The 18,213-nt window shown below is 53.2% G+C and carries 16 protein-coding genes and 2 pseudogenes; 14 read left to right on the top strand and 4 right to left on the bottom strand.

The genetic code is table 11. The features are described from left to right. Nucleotides 1–5 precede the first annotated feature (5 nt). The gene (locus KI237_RS17180) at nt 6–983 is read right to left on the bottom strand and encodes a TauD/TfdA family dioxygenase (protein ID WP_212796279.1); all 978 of its coding nucleotides are present in this window, start codon (nt 981–983) and stop codon (nt 6–8) included. A gap of 247 nt (nt 984–1,230) precedes the next feature. Between KI237_RS17180 and KI237_RS17175 the strand changes: the two genes are divergently transcribed. After that, complete coding sequence (locus tag KI237_RS17175) at nt 1,231–3,294, top strand: TonB-dependent receptor (RefSeq protein WP_212796278.1); 2,064 nt, start codon at nt 1,231–1,233, stop codon at nt 3,292–3,294. A gap of 108 nt (nt 3,295–3,402) precedes the next feature. Then, the gene (locus tag KI237_RS17170) at nt 3,403–4,824 is read left to right on the top strand and encodes a diaminobutyrate--2-oxoglutarate transaminase (protein WP_212796277.1); all 1,422 of its coding nucleotides are present in this window, start codon (nt 3,403–3,405) and stop codon (nt 4,822–4,824) included. Nucleotides 4,825–5,279: 455 nt separating this feature from the next. On the opposite strand, the gene KI237_RS31050 is transcribed toward KI237_RS17170, so the two are convergent. Both KI237_RS31050 and KI237_RS31045 read right to left on the bottom strand, forming a co-directional pair. Then, nucleotides 5,280–5,780: a methyl-accepting chemotaxis protein gene (locus tag KI237_RS31050; RefSeq protein WP_249410756.1), complete on the bottom strand. Its 501-nt coding sequence runs from the start codon at nt 5,778–5,780 to the stop codon at nt 5,280–5,282. A 372-nt stretch (nt 5,781–6,152) separates the two neighbouring features. Next, nucleotides 6,153–7,307: pseudogene (locus KI237_RS31045) on the bottom strand (FIST signal transduction protein); the annotation flags it as partial. A 990-nt stretch (nt 7,308–8,297) separates the two neighbouring features. Between KI237_RS31045 and KI237_RS17160 the strand changes: the two are divergent. The 3 genes from KI237_RS17160 to KI237_RS17150 all read left to right on the top strand — a co-directional run bounded on the left by KI237_RS17160 (nt 8,298) and on the right by KI237_RS17150 (nt 9,322). Continuing rightward, a complete protein-coding gene (locus tag KI237_RS17160) occupies nt 8,298–8,510 on the top strand; it encodes a hypothetical protein (RefSeq protein WP_212796275.1) in 213 nt (70 codons plus the stop codon). A gap of 10 nt (nt 8,511–8,520) precedes the next feature. Beyond that, nucleotides 8,521–8,865 (top strand): hypothetical protein, encoded by a 345-nt coding sequence (locus KI237_RS17155; protein ID WP_212796274.1) that lies wholly within the window; start codon nt 8,521–8,523, stop codon nt 8,863–8,865. A gap of 196 nt (nt 8,866–9,061) precedes the next feature. Then, entirely contained in the window at nt 9,062–9,322 is a 261-nt protein-coding gene (locus tag KI237_RS17150) for a hypothetical protein (RefSeq protein WP_212796273.1), read from the top strand. Here the strand turns inward: KI237_RS17150 and KI237_RS17145 are convergent. Continuing rightward, nucleotides 9,319–9,506 (bottom strand): annotated as a pseudogene (locus tag KI237_RS17145) (IS5/IS1182 family transposase); the annotation flags it as partial. The gene KI237_RS17150 and the pseudogene KI237_RS17145 sit on opposite strands and share 4 nt — an antisense overlap. 176 nt (nt 9,507–9,682) lie before the next feature. Between KI237_RS17145 and KI237_RS17140 the strand changes: the two are divergent. The 9 genes from KI237_RS17140 to KI237_RS17100 all read left to right on the top strand — a co-directional run bounded on the left by KI237_RS17140 (nt 9,683) and on the right by KI237_RS17100 (nt 17,793). After that, a complete protein-coding gene (locus KI237_RS17140) occupies nt 9,683–10,246 on the top strand; it encodes a hypothetical protein (protein ID WP_212796272.1) in 564 nt (187 codons plus the stop codon). A 293-nt stretch (nt 10,247–10,539) separates the two neighbouring features. Beyond that, nucleotides 10,540–10,806 carry a DUF7660 family protein gene (locus tag KI237_RS17135; RefSeq protein ID WP_502937126.1) on the top strand — a complete coding sequence of 89 codons (267 nt, stop codon included), beginning with the start codon at nt 10,540–10,542 and terminating at the stop codon, nt 10,804–10,806. Between the two features lie 247 nt (nt 10,807–11,053). Continuing rightward, nucleotides 11,054–11,317, top strand: coding sequence for a hypothetical protein (locus KI237_RS17130; protein ID WP_212796270.1), 264 nt, complete (start codon nt 11,054–11,056; stop codon nt 11,315–11,317). Nucleotides 11,318–12,332: 1,015 nt separating this feature from the next. After that, nucleotides 12,333–13,076: a hypothetical protein gene (locus KI237_RS17125; protein WP_212796269.1), complete on the top strand. Its 744-nt coding sequence runs from the start codon at nt 12,333–12,335 to the stop codon at nt 13,074–13,076. A gap of 227 nt (nt 13,077–13,303) precedes the next feature. Next, nucleotides 13,304–13,672 carry a hypothetical protein gene (locus KI237_RS17120; RefSeq protein ID WP_212796268.1) on the top strand — a complete coding sequence of 123 codons (369 nt, stop codon included), beginning with the start codon at nt 13,304–13,306 and terminating at the stop codon, nt 13,670–13,672. Nucleotides 13,673–14,036: 364 nt separating this feature from the next. Then, the gene (locus KI237_RS17115) at nt 14,037–14,696 is read left to right on the top strand and encodes a hypothetical protein (protein WP_212796267.1); all 660 of its coding nucleotides are present in this window, start codon (nt 14,037–14,039) and stop codon (nt 14,694–14,696) included. Nucleotides 14,697–14,879: 183 nt separating this feature from the next. After that, nucleotides 14,880–15,332 (top strand): hypothetical protein, encoded by a 453-nt coding sequence (locus tag KI237_RS17110; protein WP_212796266.1) that lies wholly within the window; start codon nt 14,880–14,882, stop codon nt 15,330–15,332. 625 nt (nt 15,333–15,957) lie between these two features. Continuing rightward, complete coding sequence (locus tag KI237_RS17105) at nt 15,958–16,248, top strand: DUF3077 domain-containing protein (RefSeq protein ID WP_212796265.1); 291 nt, start codon at nt 15,958–15,960, stop codon at nt 16,246–16,248. 438 nt (nt 16,249–16,686) lie between these two features. Next, nucleotides 16,687–17,793, top strand: coding sequence for a hypothetical protein (locus KI237_RS17100; RefSeq protein WP_212796264.1), 1,107 nt, complete (start codon nt 16,687–16,689; stop codon nt 17,791–17,793). The last annotated feature ends 420 nt before the right edge of the window (nt 17,794–18,213 follow it).

The following is an 18,213-nucleotide window of genomic DNA, read 5'->3' as shown; positions in this document are numbered from 1 at the left end:
GCAATTCACGCCATGGCGACGATGACTTTGCGGTCACCGGTGAAAGGATTGCGACCGTGTGCCACCAGTCGGTTGTCGAGCATCAGGACATCGCCGGGCTGCCAGGGGAAACTGATGGCCGTCTCGCGGTAGACCTCGCGCACGGTGTCGAGCATGTCGTCGGCAATGGCCGAGCCGTCGCCGAAATAGACATGGCGCGGCAGGTTCTCTTCACCCACTGCCGCCAGCAGGCTGGCGCGCACGCTCGGTTCGATGGCCGAGACATGGAACAGGTGCGCCTGGTTGAACCAGACCCACTCACCGGTCTCGGGATGCTGCTGCACGGCGGCGCAACGCTGGCGGGTGCGCAGGTCGCCATCGGCTTTCCATTCCCACTCGATGTCGTTGTCCTGGCAGTAGCGTTCGACCTGGGCGCGGTCCTGGGTGTTGAAGACTTTTTCCCAGGGCAGGTCCAGGGCGCCGCTGTAGTTGCGCACGTAGAGCAACTCGCGGCTGGCGAACAGCTCGCGGATCTCGGCAGGCATGCGCTGGTAGATCAGGCGGCTGTCGGCAATCGGGGTCTCGCCGCCGGTTTCACTGGCCTTGATGCAGTGGAACCAGATCCGCGAAGGCCACGGGCGGGTATAGGCCTGCTCGTTGTGCAAAGGAATGAACTGATGGGCCGGGTACTCGGTGGAGCTATAGACCCCGGCGAAAACTTTGCTGCGCGGCGTGGAGCCGAATTCGTAACTGGCCAGCGGCGCGCCGAAGCTGGCGGCGAAGCGCTTGAAATCGATGGGCGTGGCGACGGTGAAACCGCGAAACAACACCCCGCCAACGGTGCTCAGGGCATGGGCCAGGCTATCGCGAATCGAAGTGTCCAGATCGTGGATCGACTGCCCCGATGTCCCCTGCACCAGCACGGGTAGCGACTGGGCGCTTGCATCCGTGGGCGCCATTGAAAAAAGCTCGGAACGCCCGTTCAGGTGTTCGATTGAGGTCATCCTTGTGCATCCTCTTTTGTCTTCTTCGACCAGTCACAAGACCTTGAAAGCAGGGCAGCGGTCAGCGATGTAGGACTCGTCTGTAATGTATGTAAGGCAATACAAGACGACATACTAGGTACAAATGAGATGGATTATCAATACTATTTATTTAATTTTTTTTTTGGATTAGACTCCGCTCCGCTGGCGCCAATCAGCCTTCGGCCAGCTCAAAAACCTAAAAATATCTGTCGCAGGGGAGCGGGGCGTGAATTTCAAAAAGAACACAATTGCGTTGGCTGTAGGGTCGGCCATCGGCCTGAGCAACGGCGCATGGGCGGCTGAAGAAACCGGCAAGATGGAGATCGCTCCAATCACCGTGACGGGTGAAAAAATCGACCGCACCCTCGAGAAGACCCAGTCCAGCGTCGTGGTCGTCACCGACAAGAATCTGCGTGAGCACGGCGACAAGGACCTGGTGGATGTGTTTGCCCGCACGCCCGGTGTCTATAGCCAGGCCGGCAATGAGAACTGGGGTATCCGTGGCGTGCCGGTGTCCGGTTTCGACGACCAGGGCCCGGCGGCCCTCAACGGTGCGGTATCGGTGTATGTCGACGGTGCCGTGCAGCCGAACCGCGCGCTGACCCTCAGCCCGGTCCCGCTCTGGGATGCCGAACAGGTCGAAATATTCCTCGGTCCACAGTCCACCACCCAGGGTCGTAACTCCCTGGCCGGTGCGGTGGTTATCCAGACTAAAAATCCAACCTTCGAGCCTTCCTTCTCGGCGCAAACCAATGTGGGGAACAATGGTGAGCACGGAGCGGCCGTGGCGGGTGGCGGAGCCATCGTGGATGACAAGATCGCCGGACGTATCGCCGTGGATTATTCCGACGGTGACGGCTACATCCGCAACACCACGCTCGATAAAGACGCCAACCCGCATCGCACCAGCAATGCCCGTGGCAAATTGCTGATCCTGCCCAATGACGACACCGACGTGTTGCTCACCTACGCCCACAGCGAACATCGCCAGGGGGATCGTTCCACGATGCGCGGCGCCGACGGCAAGCCGAGCTATTACGACATTGCGTCCAACACCGAGGCGTTCGACAACCTCAAGCAGGATACCCTCAGCGCCAAGGTGGATTATCGCCTGAACGATGCCTGGTCGCTGACCAGCATGACCGCCAATACCAGTACGGACTACACCAACCGGCTGGACTTTGACCAGACAGCGGTGGACAACGAGGTCGTTTTACGTAAGCAAGACGGGAACCTGTTCAGCCAGGAACTGCGTTTGAATTACGCCTCGGACACGGTGAAGAGTTTCGTTGGCGCCTACTATGGCCACAACACCAACAAGTTCCACGATCGGTTGTTGTTCGATGACGTGCTGGTGCGTACCGTCAAAGGTGATACCAAGATTGAAAACAAGGCGGTGTTCGGTGAAGTCAACTGGACGTTCGCGCCGCGCTGGACGTTGATCACCGGCCTGCGTTACGACCATGAGACGAACGATACCGATATCGAGGCGGATGGCCGTTTCGTCCCCGAGAAGGTCAAGAAGTCGTTTGATGCCGTGCTGCCGAAACTCGGCATCGACTACGAACTGGCCACGGACCAGTACCTCGGGTTCATGGTGCAGAAGGGCTATCGCGGTGGCGGTGTCAACCTGCGCTCCGGCAGTGGTCACCAGGCCTACGACCCGGAATACACCACCAACTACGAGCTGTCCTATCGCGGTTCGTTCTTCGACAAGACCCTGCGTACCCGCGCCAACCTGTACTACACCGACTGGAAAGACCAGCAGGTCAGCGTGCGGCAGTCCGGTAGCAACGTCATTGATATCTACAACGCCGGTCGCAGTGACATCAAGGGCCTGGAAGTCTTCGTCGAAAAAGACATCACCGAACAACTGACCCTGAATGTCGGTGGCGCCATTACCGATAGCAAATACAAGGACTTCGTCGCTGACAATGGCCAGGACAGGAGCGGCGAATCGTTCCTCTACTCACCTAAATACAAGGCCTCGGTGGGTGGTGTCTATCGCTTCGACGATCGCCTGATATTTGGCACGGACATTGTCTATCAGAGCACCGCGCCTTCAGAGTACGAATTCGACTCAAACGGCAAAGTCACTGGTGAACGTAAGAGCGACGCCTATGTGCTGGTGAACTTCAACACCGAGTACAAAGTCACCAAGAACGTCGCCGTGTCCGCCTACGTCAAGAATGCGTTTGACAAAGAGTATGTCACTAACAATCGCAACGACGAAATCATCGACGTCGGCGCGCCGCGCACGTTTGGCATGATCCTGCGTTACGACATGTAAACCCATGGGCGCGGGGAGGCAATCTCTCCGCGCCTGCTCTGCTGTGCCCCGGATGTGTGTTTCCAGGCTGTTCGTTCCCTTCCAAACCCAGCCTCCATGGAGGAAATCATGAGTGCTTTTTCGAATGTCACAGCAGGTGGCGCGCAACAGCTACGCCTGTTGCATACCGGCCTGTCGAGTCCTTACTGCCTCGACTCGACGCCGCTGCTGGAGCGCCAGCAACAGCAGGAGTCCAACGCCCGCAGTTACCCGCGACGCATTCCCCTGGTGCTTGAAAGGGCCCATGGTATTTATGTGCAGGACAGCCGCGGACAAGTGTTCGTCGATTGCCTGGCCGGTGCCGGGACCCTGGCGCTGGGGCACAACCATCCGGTGATCATCGAAGCCATCACCCAGGTCATGGCGGCCGGTGTGCCGATGCACACCCTGGACCTCACGACCCCGGTGAAAGACGCATTCGTCCAGGAAATTTTCGCTTGCCTGCCCAGCGAGTTCGCTCGCCACGCACGCATCCAGTTCTGCGGCCCGAGCGGGGCCGATGCGGTCGAGGCCGCGCTCAAACTGACCCGTACCGCCACGGGGCGACACTCGGTCCTGGCGTTCGAAGGGGCCTATCACGGGATGACCCTGGGCACGCTGGCCATCAGCGGCAACCTGTCGCCCAAAAACGCCCTCGGCGCGTTGATGCCAGGTGTACAGCGCCTGCCGTTCCCCCACGATTACCGCTGCCCGTTCGGGGTGGCCGGCGATCAGGCGGTCACGTTGAACGTGCGTTACCTGGAGCACCTGCTCAACGACCCGGAAAGCGGCGTAACCGCACCGGCGGCGATGATCCTGGAGCCGATCCAGGGCGAGGGCGGGGTGATTGCCGCGCCGGACCGCTGGCTGCAGGAGCTGCGCCGATTGACCCAGGCCCATGGCATCCCACTGATCGTCGATGAGATCCAGTGCGGCATCGCCCGCAGCGGGCGGATGTTCGGCTTCGAGCAATCGGGTATCACGCCGGATGTCATCACCCTGTCCAAAGCCATTGGCGGTGGCTTGCCGCTGTCGGTCATGGTCTACCACGAGTCGCTGGACGTCTGGCAACCGGGTGCCCACGCCGGCACATTCCGCGGCAATCAACTGGCGATGGCGGCAGGCACCGCGACCTTGCGCTTCATTCGCGATCAAGGCTTGGTCCAACACGCCGAAACGGTGGGCGCCCACCTGCAAAAACAACTGCGGGCGCTGCAAAGCGAGTTCGCCTGGATCGGCGACGTGCGCGGTCGCGGCCTGATGCTCGGCATGGAAATCGTCGACCCGCAGGGCAGCCCTGATGTACAGGGCCATCCTCCGGTGGACACGGCCCGAGCCAAGGCTTTCCAACAGGCTTGCCTGAGGCACGGCTTGATCGTTGAACTGGGCGGACGCCACGGCGCAACCGTACGCTTCCTGCCGCCGCTGATCATCACCGAGCAGGAAATCGATTTCGTCGCGAAAATCCTGTTCCAGGCCGCAAGCACAATCAACGAGCGCCCCGCAGGCTGATCGTCCAGGTCCGGACCCGCTCCGGACTCAACACCAAACCCTGTGGGAGCAAGCTCGCTCGCGATGACGTCGGCACATCCAACACCACCACAAGCTGACCCACCGCTATCGCGAGCAAGCTCGCTCCCACAAGAGATTGCGGGAGCCCACGGCATCCGGATTCAACACCAAACCCTGTGGGAGCGAGCTTGCTCGCGATGACGTCGGCACATCCAACATCACCACAAGCTGACCCGTCGCCATCGCGAGCAAGCTCACTCCCACAAAGGATGGCGGGAACCCACAGCGTCCGGACTCAACACCAAACCCTGTGGGAGCAAGCTCGCTCGCGATGACGTCGGCACATCCAACATCACCACAAGCTGACCCACCGCTATCGCGAGCAAGCTCGCTCCCACAAGGGATTGCGGGTGCCCACAGTATCCGGATTCAACACCCAACCCTGTGGCAGTTGCTCAAGCACCGGCGTGAGTCAGCCCGGTCAAGGTGTCCGCGATGGCCTTCGTGCGTTGCGCGGTGCCTTCGGTGGTGCGGCTCGAGTCTTCCAGGGCATCGAGCATCTCGCGCAGGGCGCTCACGGCGACGGACTGGTCTTCGATCTGTTGGGCGACCCCTTGGATCTCCGTTGATAGCAGGTCAATGTCCACGCCGATTTCAGCGGCATTCTTGCGGGTGATTTCCGCGAGCTTGCGAACCTCATCGGCCACCACCGCAAACCCTCTGCCCATCTCCCCGGCGCGCGCCGCTTCAATGGCGGCGTTGAGGGCCAACAGGTTGGTCTGTCCGGCGATTTGCTGGATGACCTGGACGATCGACTGGATACGCAAGCTCGAACTGGCGAGCGCACGAGCGCCCAGCACCGCTTCACCCGCTTGCGTGGCAAGCTGCTCGACGGTCGTACCGGCCTGCTCGGCGACGCTGTTTTGCCGGTCGATCGTGCCCGTCAGGTCATCCATCGACAGGTGCAGTTCGCCAGAGTAATGCTTGATTTGCGTCGCCATCAGCGCTTGTTGCTGGCTGGCCTGTGCCAGTACCTGACCCAGGTCCGTCAGGCCGTCGAACACCGGCAGAATGGTGTTATCCAGGCCACGAGTGTCCAAGGCGCTGCTGAAGTCATTCATCTTGAACGCCATGATCTGCTTGACCACGACATGGTTCAGGCCTGCCAGTTTCTTGACCTGGCGGCGCAGGAAAAACGCCTTGAACTCACCATAGTGGGCGATGAAGTTATCGACGTACTCGTCGACAAAGCTGGCGCCCTTGGTGATTCGAAAGAAGAAAATCGCCGTGAGCGTCTGGTTCAGGTTCAAACCGAGGATTTCACCAAACGTCGAGAAGCCGGCCAAAGGCACATCCCCAAAAATACCGGCCATGCTGCCCAGATCGCCGCTGTTGTTGAGGCGGCGCAGGATGCAGTCGTTGAGAATGGCGGCCACCGGATGGCCGCCTTTGCCCTTGAGGAATTTCTCGTAGTCGAGTCGGGTCGCCTCACGAAGGGGCGTGCGCTTGACCATCACCAGTTCTTCGCCGGGCGCGACGTCGCAGAACAGCTGGATGATCTGCTGCTGATAGTCGATACGGGCAATGGAACGTACGAACAGCTCATCGCCCACGCGGATAGCGAATGAATAGTCGCCCAGCTTCTTTTCCAGCGCCTGGGCACTGCACTCGAACGCATCGCACAGTGCCTGGACCATGCTCTTGATGTTCCCCCGGCTGTCGATGACCTGGTCGATGGTGCGGTCTTCGACCGACGCGGTCAGCACGCTGAACGTCAGCCCGGCAGGTTGGAAATTCTGACTCTTGAACACCCCGAAGCGCACGTCCGCTGCGGTTTTCAGGAAGACAATCTGCGCATGATTCTGATAACTGCGTTGACCATCGCTGATCAGGGTCTTTTTGAAATCCGTCTTGCCACCGGCCGAGCCGCCGACGAACAGGCAGGGGAAACGTCCCGACTCATAGAGCGCCTCCATAAAGAACGACTCGGAGGCCGAAAGACCATCGAACACCACATAGGCCAAGGTATCGCGATGATCGATCGGCGTACTCACTTGCGCCTGCTTGATGTTATTCACCAGCCTGGCGATTCGCTCACGCATGGCCAAGCGCTTGCCGCCACCGCGAATGTCCTCGCACTCCAACGGCACCATCACCACCTCGGCCGACACAATCACACTGGCGTCAAACAGCTGCAGCACCACCCGATCCCAGGTCTCCCCGGTCTGGCAATACAACGCGTTCGTGCCGTTACACAGCTCGCCCGACGTCGTGCACAGGCTGATGGCGCTGTTGGGAAAACGCTTCTTGACCTTGGCGGCGACCTGGTCGATGTCCAGGTGTGGGGAGACGAACCCGGTGACCAGCACTGGAGTGATTCGTACGTCGGCCAGCGTCTGGTCCAGTTCAGCAAAGGTGCAGGCCACGCTGACCGTCCCTTGAGTGCGGGTTCGGGCTTTGTTGAAGAGATTCGGTAGGTTCATGGCTGGACTCGGTTTAGCGCGACGTGACGCGTACGAGGGATGCGTGCTGAGTCCTTTCGCTGTAGCGGTCACGGCAGGGGGGCTTGTGTGAGCGGGAGCATGTGCTATTTGCGGGGGTGGTCCATAGGGGCTTTTGGTTGGGGTTTGCTCCGTCTGTTGGTTAGCGACTTTCGTATCGGTCCCAGGGGAGTCGATGAAAAAAACAGTTTCTGGCCTCTAGACGAAAAAATGGCAGCCGCTATGCTTTGGTGATGGCCTCTTGCTACTTGTTATGGCCGTTATAACCAGTCCTTGGCGTGAAAGGAGGACTGGTTCGTCATCGCCCTTTTTGCAGAGACAACTCGTGAACAAACACAAAGCTGTGTCGGGATTTGCTCGGAGTGGTTTGGATATAGCAACTGTGATGCTTTGGGTGTTGAAGATCACTCAGGGACAGACCACGTTTTTGATGAAATTGAAGCAATGATCGGACGGAGAGTTCAGCTAGGCCGACCGGGGGCGGACAGCGATTGCTGTCTTAGTTTAGAAAATGTGGTCTGTCCCTGAGGGATCAAAATTGGATGGCCTGCATGGGGTACGGAGTCTTGAATTGTGTGGTGCAATCAAAACTGCCGCCCCGTGCAGGTCACATCAATTGGCTATCTTATTGATTTTTCGCGGGAAAATTCGGGGCTCCCTCAGGGTCTGTCCCCGTTTCCTCAGTAATTCTTGCCAATGGTACGGTGTTTGGGGCAGAGGCTGTTATTGGTGAGGTCGGATCCGCGGTGACTGGAGCCCGGCGCTATGCGATGCAGATGAGCCGTGGAGATATTCCCCAAAACGTTGATGGCTTCATTGCCGATGTTCATGGTGCGTTGGGGGCAAAGCTGAACACAGGTGAGTTGGCTGAATTTAGAACTATAGATCCGACAGCAAAAGTAGGACTGACAGGAAGCTCGGCAACAGAGAGTAGGAAACCCTAACAAGCCGACATTTGGACAGCCTATCGATATGCAGAAATTTGATTTAGACTTGTTTGTTCAAAGCGAAGTACTGCTGGGGCAGTTTGGTCCAAAACTTGAAGCTGCGCCGGTTCTTAGGCAATCCCTTACAGATGATTTTCCGGATTTATTTCAAGGGTTTAAACCAGGGAAGCAGGGATTATCAATAAAATTGCGCCCCCATGGCGAGCCGCCTAAAGGCTCTATTGTTTTTGATGATTAGGAGAGCTTGCTTGAGCGTTCAAAGCCAACTTAAATCTGCTCTATCTCGGTATCTTGAGACTGGTGATGGGGTAGACCTGCGTAAGGTACTGATTCCCAATCCAGAAGTAATTACGGAAGAGTATGGTGAGTACCCTGACGTACATCGATTGGTAGATATCAGGATTGGAGACCGAAATTTTCGAGTTTGCCGTAAAATATCACAGGGCGAGTTAATAACTTTGACTCCTATTGAAGAACTTTTTGATACGCCAGGAGTTCCTATTTGGTTAACAGGAGACAAATTAACACTGTGGGCTACTGATGAAAAGGAAGATCCATCCGACGAACCGACTGATTGGAGTCGATATCGTTAACTGTTTCACAAGGGTAACGGGGTATCCATCAATGAGGGACCCGGGTTTTAGAGAAACGGGGACAGACCACGTTTTCTGATGAAATTGAAGCAATGATCGGACGGAGAGTTCAGCTAGGCCGACCGGGGGCGGATAGCGATTGCTGTCTTAGTTTAGAAAATGTGGTCTATCCCCGTCTTCTTAATGGGTGGAAGCCATGGTGACGAAGAAGTTGATGAGCTTGGATGAAATGGAGCCAGTTGCTAAGGAGGCTACGCTTTTGGCGTTAAGTGAATATCCGAAACCGTCGAAAGAGGATCAGTCCAATTGGACGCTGGGGAAATTCGAAACTGAGGGCGAGGGCGTGTTTGAAATATACATACCTTCCGAGCAGCCGTTAGACGCAAAGGTGATTAGTCGAACCCGAGTTGATCGCAAGACTGGGGTGGTAAACGTCGAGGTCTTCCTGAAGAGTTAGGCTCTGTACGAAAAGGAATGTCGCAAACACCGCTTAGCACAAGCTAATGAGACCATCGCTGCATAGCTTTTCGCGAGGTTGTCGAAACGTGTGGCGATGCGGCGGCTTTCCTTAAGCGAGCCGAACATGCGTTCGATGATGTTTTGCGGCCGGTATTTGGCCGATAAAACAAGCTAGGCAGGCCGGAGAAAACCGGGACAGACCACATTTTCTGATGGAATTGAAGCGATGATTGGGCGTTGAGATCAGCGAGGCCGACCGGGGCGCCCGGGAAAGCAATTGCTGTCTTAGGTTAGAAAACGTGGTCTGTCCCCGTTTTCTCTTTGGATATTAGGCGTGTTGGAAAGGGTAATTAAGGGTATGAAGAAGCAGCTTGAAATAAGGGATGAGGCTACAGCGTTTTATATTCGCGGTGAATTTGAAAGGGGGGATGCTCTCTTGGCTGATTCAGCGGATGTGTTGTCTGATTATATAAGGCTCGAATGTGTAGGAAATAGGTATTTTTATAAGCGGGAGCTGGCTGATGCGATTCGTTGCTACGAGGAAGGAATTAATTTAAATCCCAAGCATCAAGTGACGAGATATCAGTATTTAGTTGGTGTGCAGCTTGAGAAAAAAATGGAGTTGGTTGAGGCTTTTAAGCGTTATCAGGCAGCTATAGAGGCTGATTCTTTATTTGTGGATACCTATGTGGAAATGGGAGGATTACTTGTTAAGGTTGGTGATTTAAAGGGGGCTTTGCAGTGCTATCGCGATGCTGTTCGTATTGACAGTGATGATCCCGGCAATCTATTTAATCTAAAAGTGGTTTTAGAGAAGTTGGTAGAGGAGGAGCCTGATAACTATGATGTCGAGCTTAAGCGCGTGAAGGAAGCTTATGAGATTTGTGAAAGGGGAGCTCAATTGCAGGATAAAAGCTGGTGATAAGCGGGATTTTTTGCAAAAAAACGAGCGCAGACCCTGAGGGATTTCCGCAAATCTACTTTAATACACGCGCCTCTTGATGTCCGTATCGATTCGAAAAATTTATGGATCACTCAGGGACAGACCACATTTTCTGATGGAATTGAAGCGATGATTGGACGTTGAGATCAGCGAGGCCGATCGGGGCGCCGGGGAAAGCAATTGCTGTCTTAGGTTAGAAAACTTGGTCTGTCCTCGTTTTCTCCTAATCATGATGTGTCCCCGTATTATATTTATCAAGGGCGAAGTAAGTGATGACTAGTGATGAGTTGTGTGAATGCGCAAAGGCTGTTTTAACACGAGAGGACTTTGTATATTTTGTTGAGATGTTAAGTCGGGATTATGTAAGAAATCGTAATGAGTGGCAGAACGATACTCTGGATCAGTTTCTTTCGGGGCTCTCAGGTTTCGCAAATGACATGGATGGATGTTACAAAAATATGGGGGAAGCTGTTGATGTTGATAAAATAACTTGGCGGATTGCTGCGGAAATGTTAATTGCCGCTACTGTTTATGAGTGATAGCGGATCCTCGAGGGGGGCTGTATTTCTTATGTTTCCGCTGTTGGGAGAGCTTGCTTGAGCATCCGTGAAGCCGCCCGGGCCGCCCGGGAAAGTAATTGCTGTATTAGTTTAGAAAACGTGGTCTGTGCCCATTGTGCCCATTGTTTTGAAACCAATCGTTCCTAGAGGCTGAATTCAATGCGACCAGCACGATTGAGAAGTCAGAAGGCAATAGAGATAACGGGGCTAATAAATGAAATTTACAATGAGTATAGTCGAAAAATTTGAGTTGTCAGGCGGAGTTACGATCTTAACTTGTAAAGGCTCTAACTCAAATGTTGATGTCATCGGCAAGCGATTTTATCCGGTTTCTGGTGATAAAGTTCGACAGCCTCTGACGATAGTTTGTGAGCGTAAGATGCTAAATCAACAATCGAATCTTGATCAAAAGGTTTTTGAAGTAAGAGATATTGTGGATCTGTCGTTAGATGAGGCAAGAAGTGGAGATTGGCAGTTGGCTGAAGAATAAATCAAGAGGATTTGGCGGCGGCATTCTAGCTAATTTGAAGTGTTCTATTAACCCTTTATCACGCTCTTTAAAGTCTAAGTGGGGAGACGGGGATAGACCACGTTTTCTGGTGAAATTGAATCAATGATCGGGCGGGAGTTCAGCTAGGCCGACCGGGGGAGGATAGCGATTGCTGTCTTAGTTGAGAAAGCGTGGGCTGCCCCGTTTTCTCCAACCATCGAGGCCATTGCGAGTTAAAGTGATGTCAAAAATCTTATCTATATTTCTACGCGTCGTTAAAGTGTCGATTCTGCCACTGGCGTTGTCTAGCTGTTCTTTGATAGAGATGGAACAGATCTTTTTTGACGAGCTGCGTATTGAAAATAAGCTGGCAATACCAATAGCCTATTGCAACGAATTCGATGCTACGACCTGTTCTGAGGTAGTCCAGAGTGGCGGAAGCTACAGCGTAATTTTCGTTTCGCACGTTAATAATGACAGTGACGAAAAAAAGTTAGAGTCATTTGATCGGCAAAACATTAAAGTCTGTGGAAAGGTCCTTGATATCAAGCTGATTCGGACAGTGTCGCCAATAGTGAAGCGTGACAAGGACCATTCCGAGATCATCATCGATAGGGCGGTAAGCGATAAATTTTGTCAATAAAGGAAAACGGGAGCAGACCCTGAGGAATCCCACAAATCTACTTCAATACCCGAGTCACTTAGAGACAGACCACATTTTCTGATGGAGTTGAAGCGATGATTGGACGTTGAGATCAGCGAGGCCGCCCGGGGCGCCCGGGAAACCAATTGCTGTCTTAGGCTAGAAAACGTGGTCTGTCCCCGTTTTCCCCAACCATTGCCAAAGGGATTTAATGCATCAAAAAGGGGCTTCGGTTGACTGGAAAACTTACGGGAAGGTTAATCTGAGTGATGTATATGTTGAGAATCTCCAAGCGACCCAGCGATAAATGAGAGAGTTGATTCAGGATCAGATTCATGCCTATCAGTTATCCAATAGATTAGGTGGACAATAATGCTGGATATAAAAAAATTTGATTTTATTTGTTCGGTCACTGATAAATTAGACTCTTCAGTCATCGATCGCATAAAGCCAGAGATTAAAGCCGCACTCGGGGCCCCTGCAAGCGTTATGTTCAAAGATTTTGCTGCGGCCTTTCCTTTAACTGCGAATGCAATTGATGAACAATGGCTGCCTCCCGTTGCAGCTTTCAAAAAAGGAGTTCGTTTGTGGTTACCTTCTTTAGTGTGTCAGGGGTATGAAAAAAACCTATTTTTTAATTTGACATCTGTGAACGAGCCCACTTCGGGCCAACAGTATGATCTTGAACATGCCATGCTCCCTTTAAAATGGCGCGAGCTTTATCGGCTTTTTGACTCCTTTGTTGTAACCGAGTCATCGGTACAACCTACAGGTTGGTTAAATGCACCCTTTGATTTTGCATCACGTATGACACTCGAGCGATACAGAATTCATGTGGGAGGCAAGAAGGCAGCCATGAGGGCGCTGGAAGAGAAAATAGGATCCCTACAATTAAGATGCTGGTTGCTTACTGAGAGTGGAGACGCCTTGTTTCTCGATGAGGCTCGGTGTGATCATAAGGTATACCACATGAAGAATGGTGAGTTTGATGATTGCCATTTGTTAAAGCAGGCTGATGAGGTGCTTGACAAATATTTGGCTGGTTACGTGTCTGAAAATGTTTTGGCGGATTTCAATTTTAGATCTGGGGAAGTTGTGAGTGTTGGTGAGAGGTGAACATGTTGCCTATAGAAAATATTCGATTTCATCTAAAACATGTGGCTGTTTTTGAGGGATGATTGCTTACGCTAAAAATTATGAGAGAAACGGGGGCAGGCCACGTTTTCTGATGAAATTGAAGCAATGATCGGACGGAGAGTTCAGCTAGGCTGACCAGGGGCGGACAGCGATTGCTGGCTTAGTTTAGAAAATGTGGTCTGTCCCCGTTTTTCCCGGAGGTTGAAATGCAATATGTAAATCTGCTTGGTATGCACCCTGGTTGCGTGGGGCTGCGACCATTTGCGAAATCGTTCTTTGATGCCCTAGGCGTTAATGATGGGGAAGAGCGCGAGAGCGGTAACTACGTTGATGGCTATTATTTGAAGGGCTCCCTTGGTAGCATGACTTTCTCCGTCGCTATTTCAGACGAAGAGGCGAATGAAGACGTACTGTACTGGATTCACATTTCAGCGGACTTGGTTTCATCTGACTCTATGGAAGATGCGGTGTCTCAGTTGATTCGAGATAAGGTACTTCCAATGGGATTTCAGTTGGCCCGCATCGTTAACTTCGGTAAGCGAGGTGAGCAGAGAATTGACTACGAAGGGCGGTGACAGACCACGATTATGGGACGGACCGATTACGGGTGAGTCCAAATCGTGGCCTGTCTCCCCGCTTTGCTTGGATTCAATCCTGAGACGCAATTCACAGCAGCGGCGCAAGACCTTCTAGATGTGCTCACCCAGGGTACTTGAGAAAACCGGAGAAAACCGGGACAGACCACATTCCCCTGCTTGGGATAAGCGCGGCCAGGCAAAAATCGACCCCGAGCTGTCAGCGTCAAGCATTGGCCTTGCAGTAAGGCGGATACGCAACACATCAGAGCGGTCAGTCGGCGAGCATGGATATTGGGTAGTGTTTGAGCGAGAGCGGTATGTGAAAATTGGATAGCCTGCATGGGGTACGGAGTCTTGAATTGTGTGGTGCAATCAAAACTGCCGCCCCGTGCAGGTCACATCAATTGGCTATCTTCTTGATTTTTCGTGGGAAATTTTGGGGATCACTCAGGGGCTGTCCTCGTTTTCCCCTTGGTTTAGAAAACGTGGTCTGTCCCCCGTTTTCTCGGATACGGATAACGGCACGCGGTCATGGCTTTTCAGAATGGCGATGAATTTGATGAAATGTTACAAAAAATTAAGCCGTCAAAGTAAATATGATCTATCTATTGCGAATGAAGTGATGTCGAGGCGTTATATATTTCCAAGCGTCGTTAAAGTGTTGTGCCTGACTCTGGCTCTGTCTGGCTGTTTTCTGGGGAGCATGGAACAAAGGGTTTTTATATACGAGCTGCGTATTGAAAATCAGCTGGCAACACCAATTGCTCACTGCGAAGCCTTCGAAGCTGCGACCTGTCCTAACGTGGTTCAGAGTGGCGCAAGCGAACGCGTAACTTTCGACACGCACGTTGATTATGAGGGTGACGAGATGTTAAAGGTATTCGACCGCGAGAAAATTAAGGTCTGTGGAAAGCTCCTTGATATGACGCTGGTCCGCTCAGTTTCACCCATAGTCAAGCGAGAGAAAAACTATTTCGAGATCATCATCGACAAAGCGATAAGCGATAAATTTTGTCAATAGGAGAAACGGGGACAGGCAACGTTTTCTGATGAAATTGAAGCAATGATCGGACGGGGGCTCAGCTAGGCCGACCAGGGGCGGACCGCGATTGCTGTCTTAGTTTAGGAAACGTAGTCTGTCCCCATTTTCTTCCTTGAGTTAAATAAAGTTATTCATGTTATTTATAAGTGAAGTGAGAGGGCTATGAGAGAGATGACGGTTAAAGAAAAGGATGAGTTGGAAAGAAGAAAGATTGGGTTCGATACGTTTCGTAAGGAGCGTATGCCTATCCTACATAATTTTGCTGAAATATTAGGTTATGAAAGTCCGCATGAAATATTGATTGTTCCTGAAAAATTCCTGCCCTATATAAGTAAATATATGGAATTGCAGGATGTGAGTGATGAAAATCGCAGTTGGTTACTGACAAGGATTGGTTATTTTGTTGGGGAGTTACTTGCTAGTAAATTTGATGGGTGCTGGATAGTTGATGAGGAAATTGATTCGAGTACCTTTTCGAAGTATGTAATTGGCGACTTTGGAGGGGGTGGCTCGGAAAAGGTCGTGGATCCGTTTTTTTTGGCTCAAACTTATGTCGATACTCTGCCTCCTAGAAGTTTGATTGAGCACGTAGATGCGGTAATCAGATTGTTTTGAAAAATCCTTGCGGATCAATGACGTTTTCTGGAAAAACAGAGGTAAGGGAAAACAGGAGCAGACCCTGAGGGATCCCCACAAATCTACTCAATGCCTGCGCCTCTTGATATACCTCTACTCACAACGCGCGCTCAAGTCTCTCCAAAGTTCTCCGAGAATTTGAGCTGCGTCCGCCAAACGTGTCTGTCCCTGAGAGACTGCGATCATTGGGTTCTCACGTAGGAAACTTCTGAAAATCCCACCAAAAGCACTATTCTGACCCTAAGCCTCTCGCCGGAGGTTTTCTGTCGCGTTACGCTCTGGATGTCGCTGCACATTCAGCGACCGGGCTTGGTAACCCGGTGGAATAAGGCGTAACAGTGCACAGACAGGATTGCAGGCTTTCAGGCCTGCGATTTTGTTTTATGGCAGCTGTGCGTGGGACGTCTTCTGACGTGCCGGTTTCCTTGATTCCCCGGTTTACCAACCTGCGCACAGCTGCCACCCATTCGCTTGGTAACGGATGCGGCAGCTCTTCGGATCAAGGGAGTTGAACAATGCATATCAATAGATCAAGAAAACGGCCTCATCTGCTCCGCAGCTCTGTATCGCGGTCCTGCTGCATCTCAGTCAGTGGAGATCGCAAATGACCGATCAAGCAGCAGCAAAAACTATCGGCTACACCCCATTCCATTATTGCTCCGATCGTCCGCTGTTCCGCGTTAACGGCGGTGTTCCGTTAAATGAAGCGTTGCAACAAGCGTCAGATCTCTTGCATCTCGCCTACCGGCTTGCAGAGGACGCAACTTTCGAAAGGAAAACGGACCGCCATGCCTGGGCTGCTCATTATTTAATGGAGATGAGCAAAGCAGTGATCGATGACGTAGTGAAAGTCATGACGGTTAGACCCGAGGAATCAATACACTCCAATAGCTAACGATACGCCGAGCCTGCAAGTATCCCGATTCGTCGGGACGGGGAAGGGCGGTGACAAACCACGATTATGGGACTGACCGATTACGGGTGAGTCCATATCGTGGTCTGTCTCCCCGCTTTGCTTGGATTCAATCCTGAGGCGCAATTCACAGCAGCGGCGCAAGACCTTCTAGATGTGCTCACCCAGAGTTCTTGAAGATGCAACTTTGCTTGAACGACGATGCCGGGTACTCGCTCTTGGCTTGAAGACTTTGACCGTCTACTAACGGCGGGTTGATGTCGCAGTACTGAGCGCTGGAAAAACAGCTCCATGACGCCTGGACGGCAAACCGACACCCGCTATGCTATCGACGATGGCATCTTGCCATTTGTTACGCCCACCACAACCCCAGGTGCGAGACGATAACCTGCCCGTCATCGCCCTTTGCAGAGACGATCCATGAATACATATAAAGCCGTGTCGGGAGTCGTGTGGGGTGTTTTTTTGGGTTGTATCGGCCAGGCCAATGCTTTTCAACTCTCCCCGGATGGCACCTTGGCTGAGCGGGAGATGGCCAAGAAATATGGGGTTTCCTATAAGGCGACGGTGCCTTTTGCCAGCTTCGCGCTGCATAACTTTTCCGATCCGGCCCATGAGGCGTTGACGCAGAAGATCTATGGGTGCGACGGGGATTGGCAGGAGTGCAGCAACCCCAATCTGGAGAATGCCGGCGCCTACATCATTGCCGGGGTTCGCTGGAACGATGATCCGGTGTTCATGCCTGGCGCGGAAGATGCCAAGACCAAGGGCTGCGATGGACGTTATTCGGTTGGTTTTATCTCGCAGACGCGGTGCTGGGTAAACCTTTTCGAGATAGCCGAGAGTAAAAGCGCTTCTGATCCGATGGCGTTCATGGGGACGGGGAACTACATCTCTCGTTCGCATTTCGGCGACCTGCAGTTCTTGCATGCAATGGCTTCCCAGGAGGGCGCCGCGCCAGAGCAGACCAAGCGTGAAATCATGATGTGGGCCGAGTTCGCTTGGGGTGTTGCCGATGGAACCTACCCCATCAATACCTATTTGAAAGACATCAAGATCGAAGGCTGGGAGCAGCATTTCAATAATGGGCAGACGGTGCAGGACCTTTTTGCGGTCGGGCGTCCATGGCTGCGGGCGAATGTGAACCAGGTGGCGTTTGGCAGCTTGCTTCACCTTGTCCAGGACAGCTTTGCCGGTGGACATGCGCAGCGGCGTGAAGAGGTATTGGGCGACAAGTGCATGGGCGGTGCTGAAGCTGTGCAGGGGCGAATCGAGGAGTTTCACTCTTACGCCCGGCAGGATCATGCCAAGCACAAGGCCAATGACGCCAGTTCAGTCGCCAGGCTCATGCTGATGGCGCATGAGCCGGATGTCGTGGATGCCGGCAAGAAGCTGAGGGGGTTTATCGCTGATCGCAAGAAATGGGCGGATGTCAGGCCTTATCTGGATGAGTGTGTTTTTGCATTGGCCAATGAAACGACTCCGGCGTCGGCGGGTGATGGATATAGGCTGGAAGCCAATCGCTGAGCAGCTGATGAAAAATTGTTGGGAGCGGGCTTGTTCGCGAAGGCGTCATGACCGTCAACATCGAAGTCGCCTGATACACCGCTATCGCGAGCAAGCTCGCTCCCACACTGGGTTAGCAGTGAACCTCGGTTTTTTGGCTGGTACAGCCCCCCTGTGGGAGCGAGCCTGCTCGCGATAGCGGTGTGTCAGCTTGGGGTGATGTTGAACGTGCCGCCGTCATCGCGAGCAGGCTCGCTCCCACACTGGGTTAGCAGTGAACCTCGGTTTTTTGGCTGGCACAGCCCCTCTGTGGGAGCGAGCTTGCTCGCGATTGCGGTGTGTCAGCTTGTGGTGATGTTGAACATGCCACCGTCATCGCGAGCAAGCTCGCTCCCACAGAAGCCACAGAAGCCACAGAGTCCACAGAATCCACAGTAGCCA

This window comes from Pseudomonas sp. St316 (assembly GCF_018325905.1).
In the GTDB taxonomy this organism is placed as follows: Bacteria; Pseudomonadota; Gammaproteobacteria; order Pseudomonadales; family Pseudomonadaceae; genus Aquipseudomonas.
Note: the sequence above shows the minus strand (reverse complement) of the source record. Positions and strands in the feature narration are given on the sequence as shown.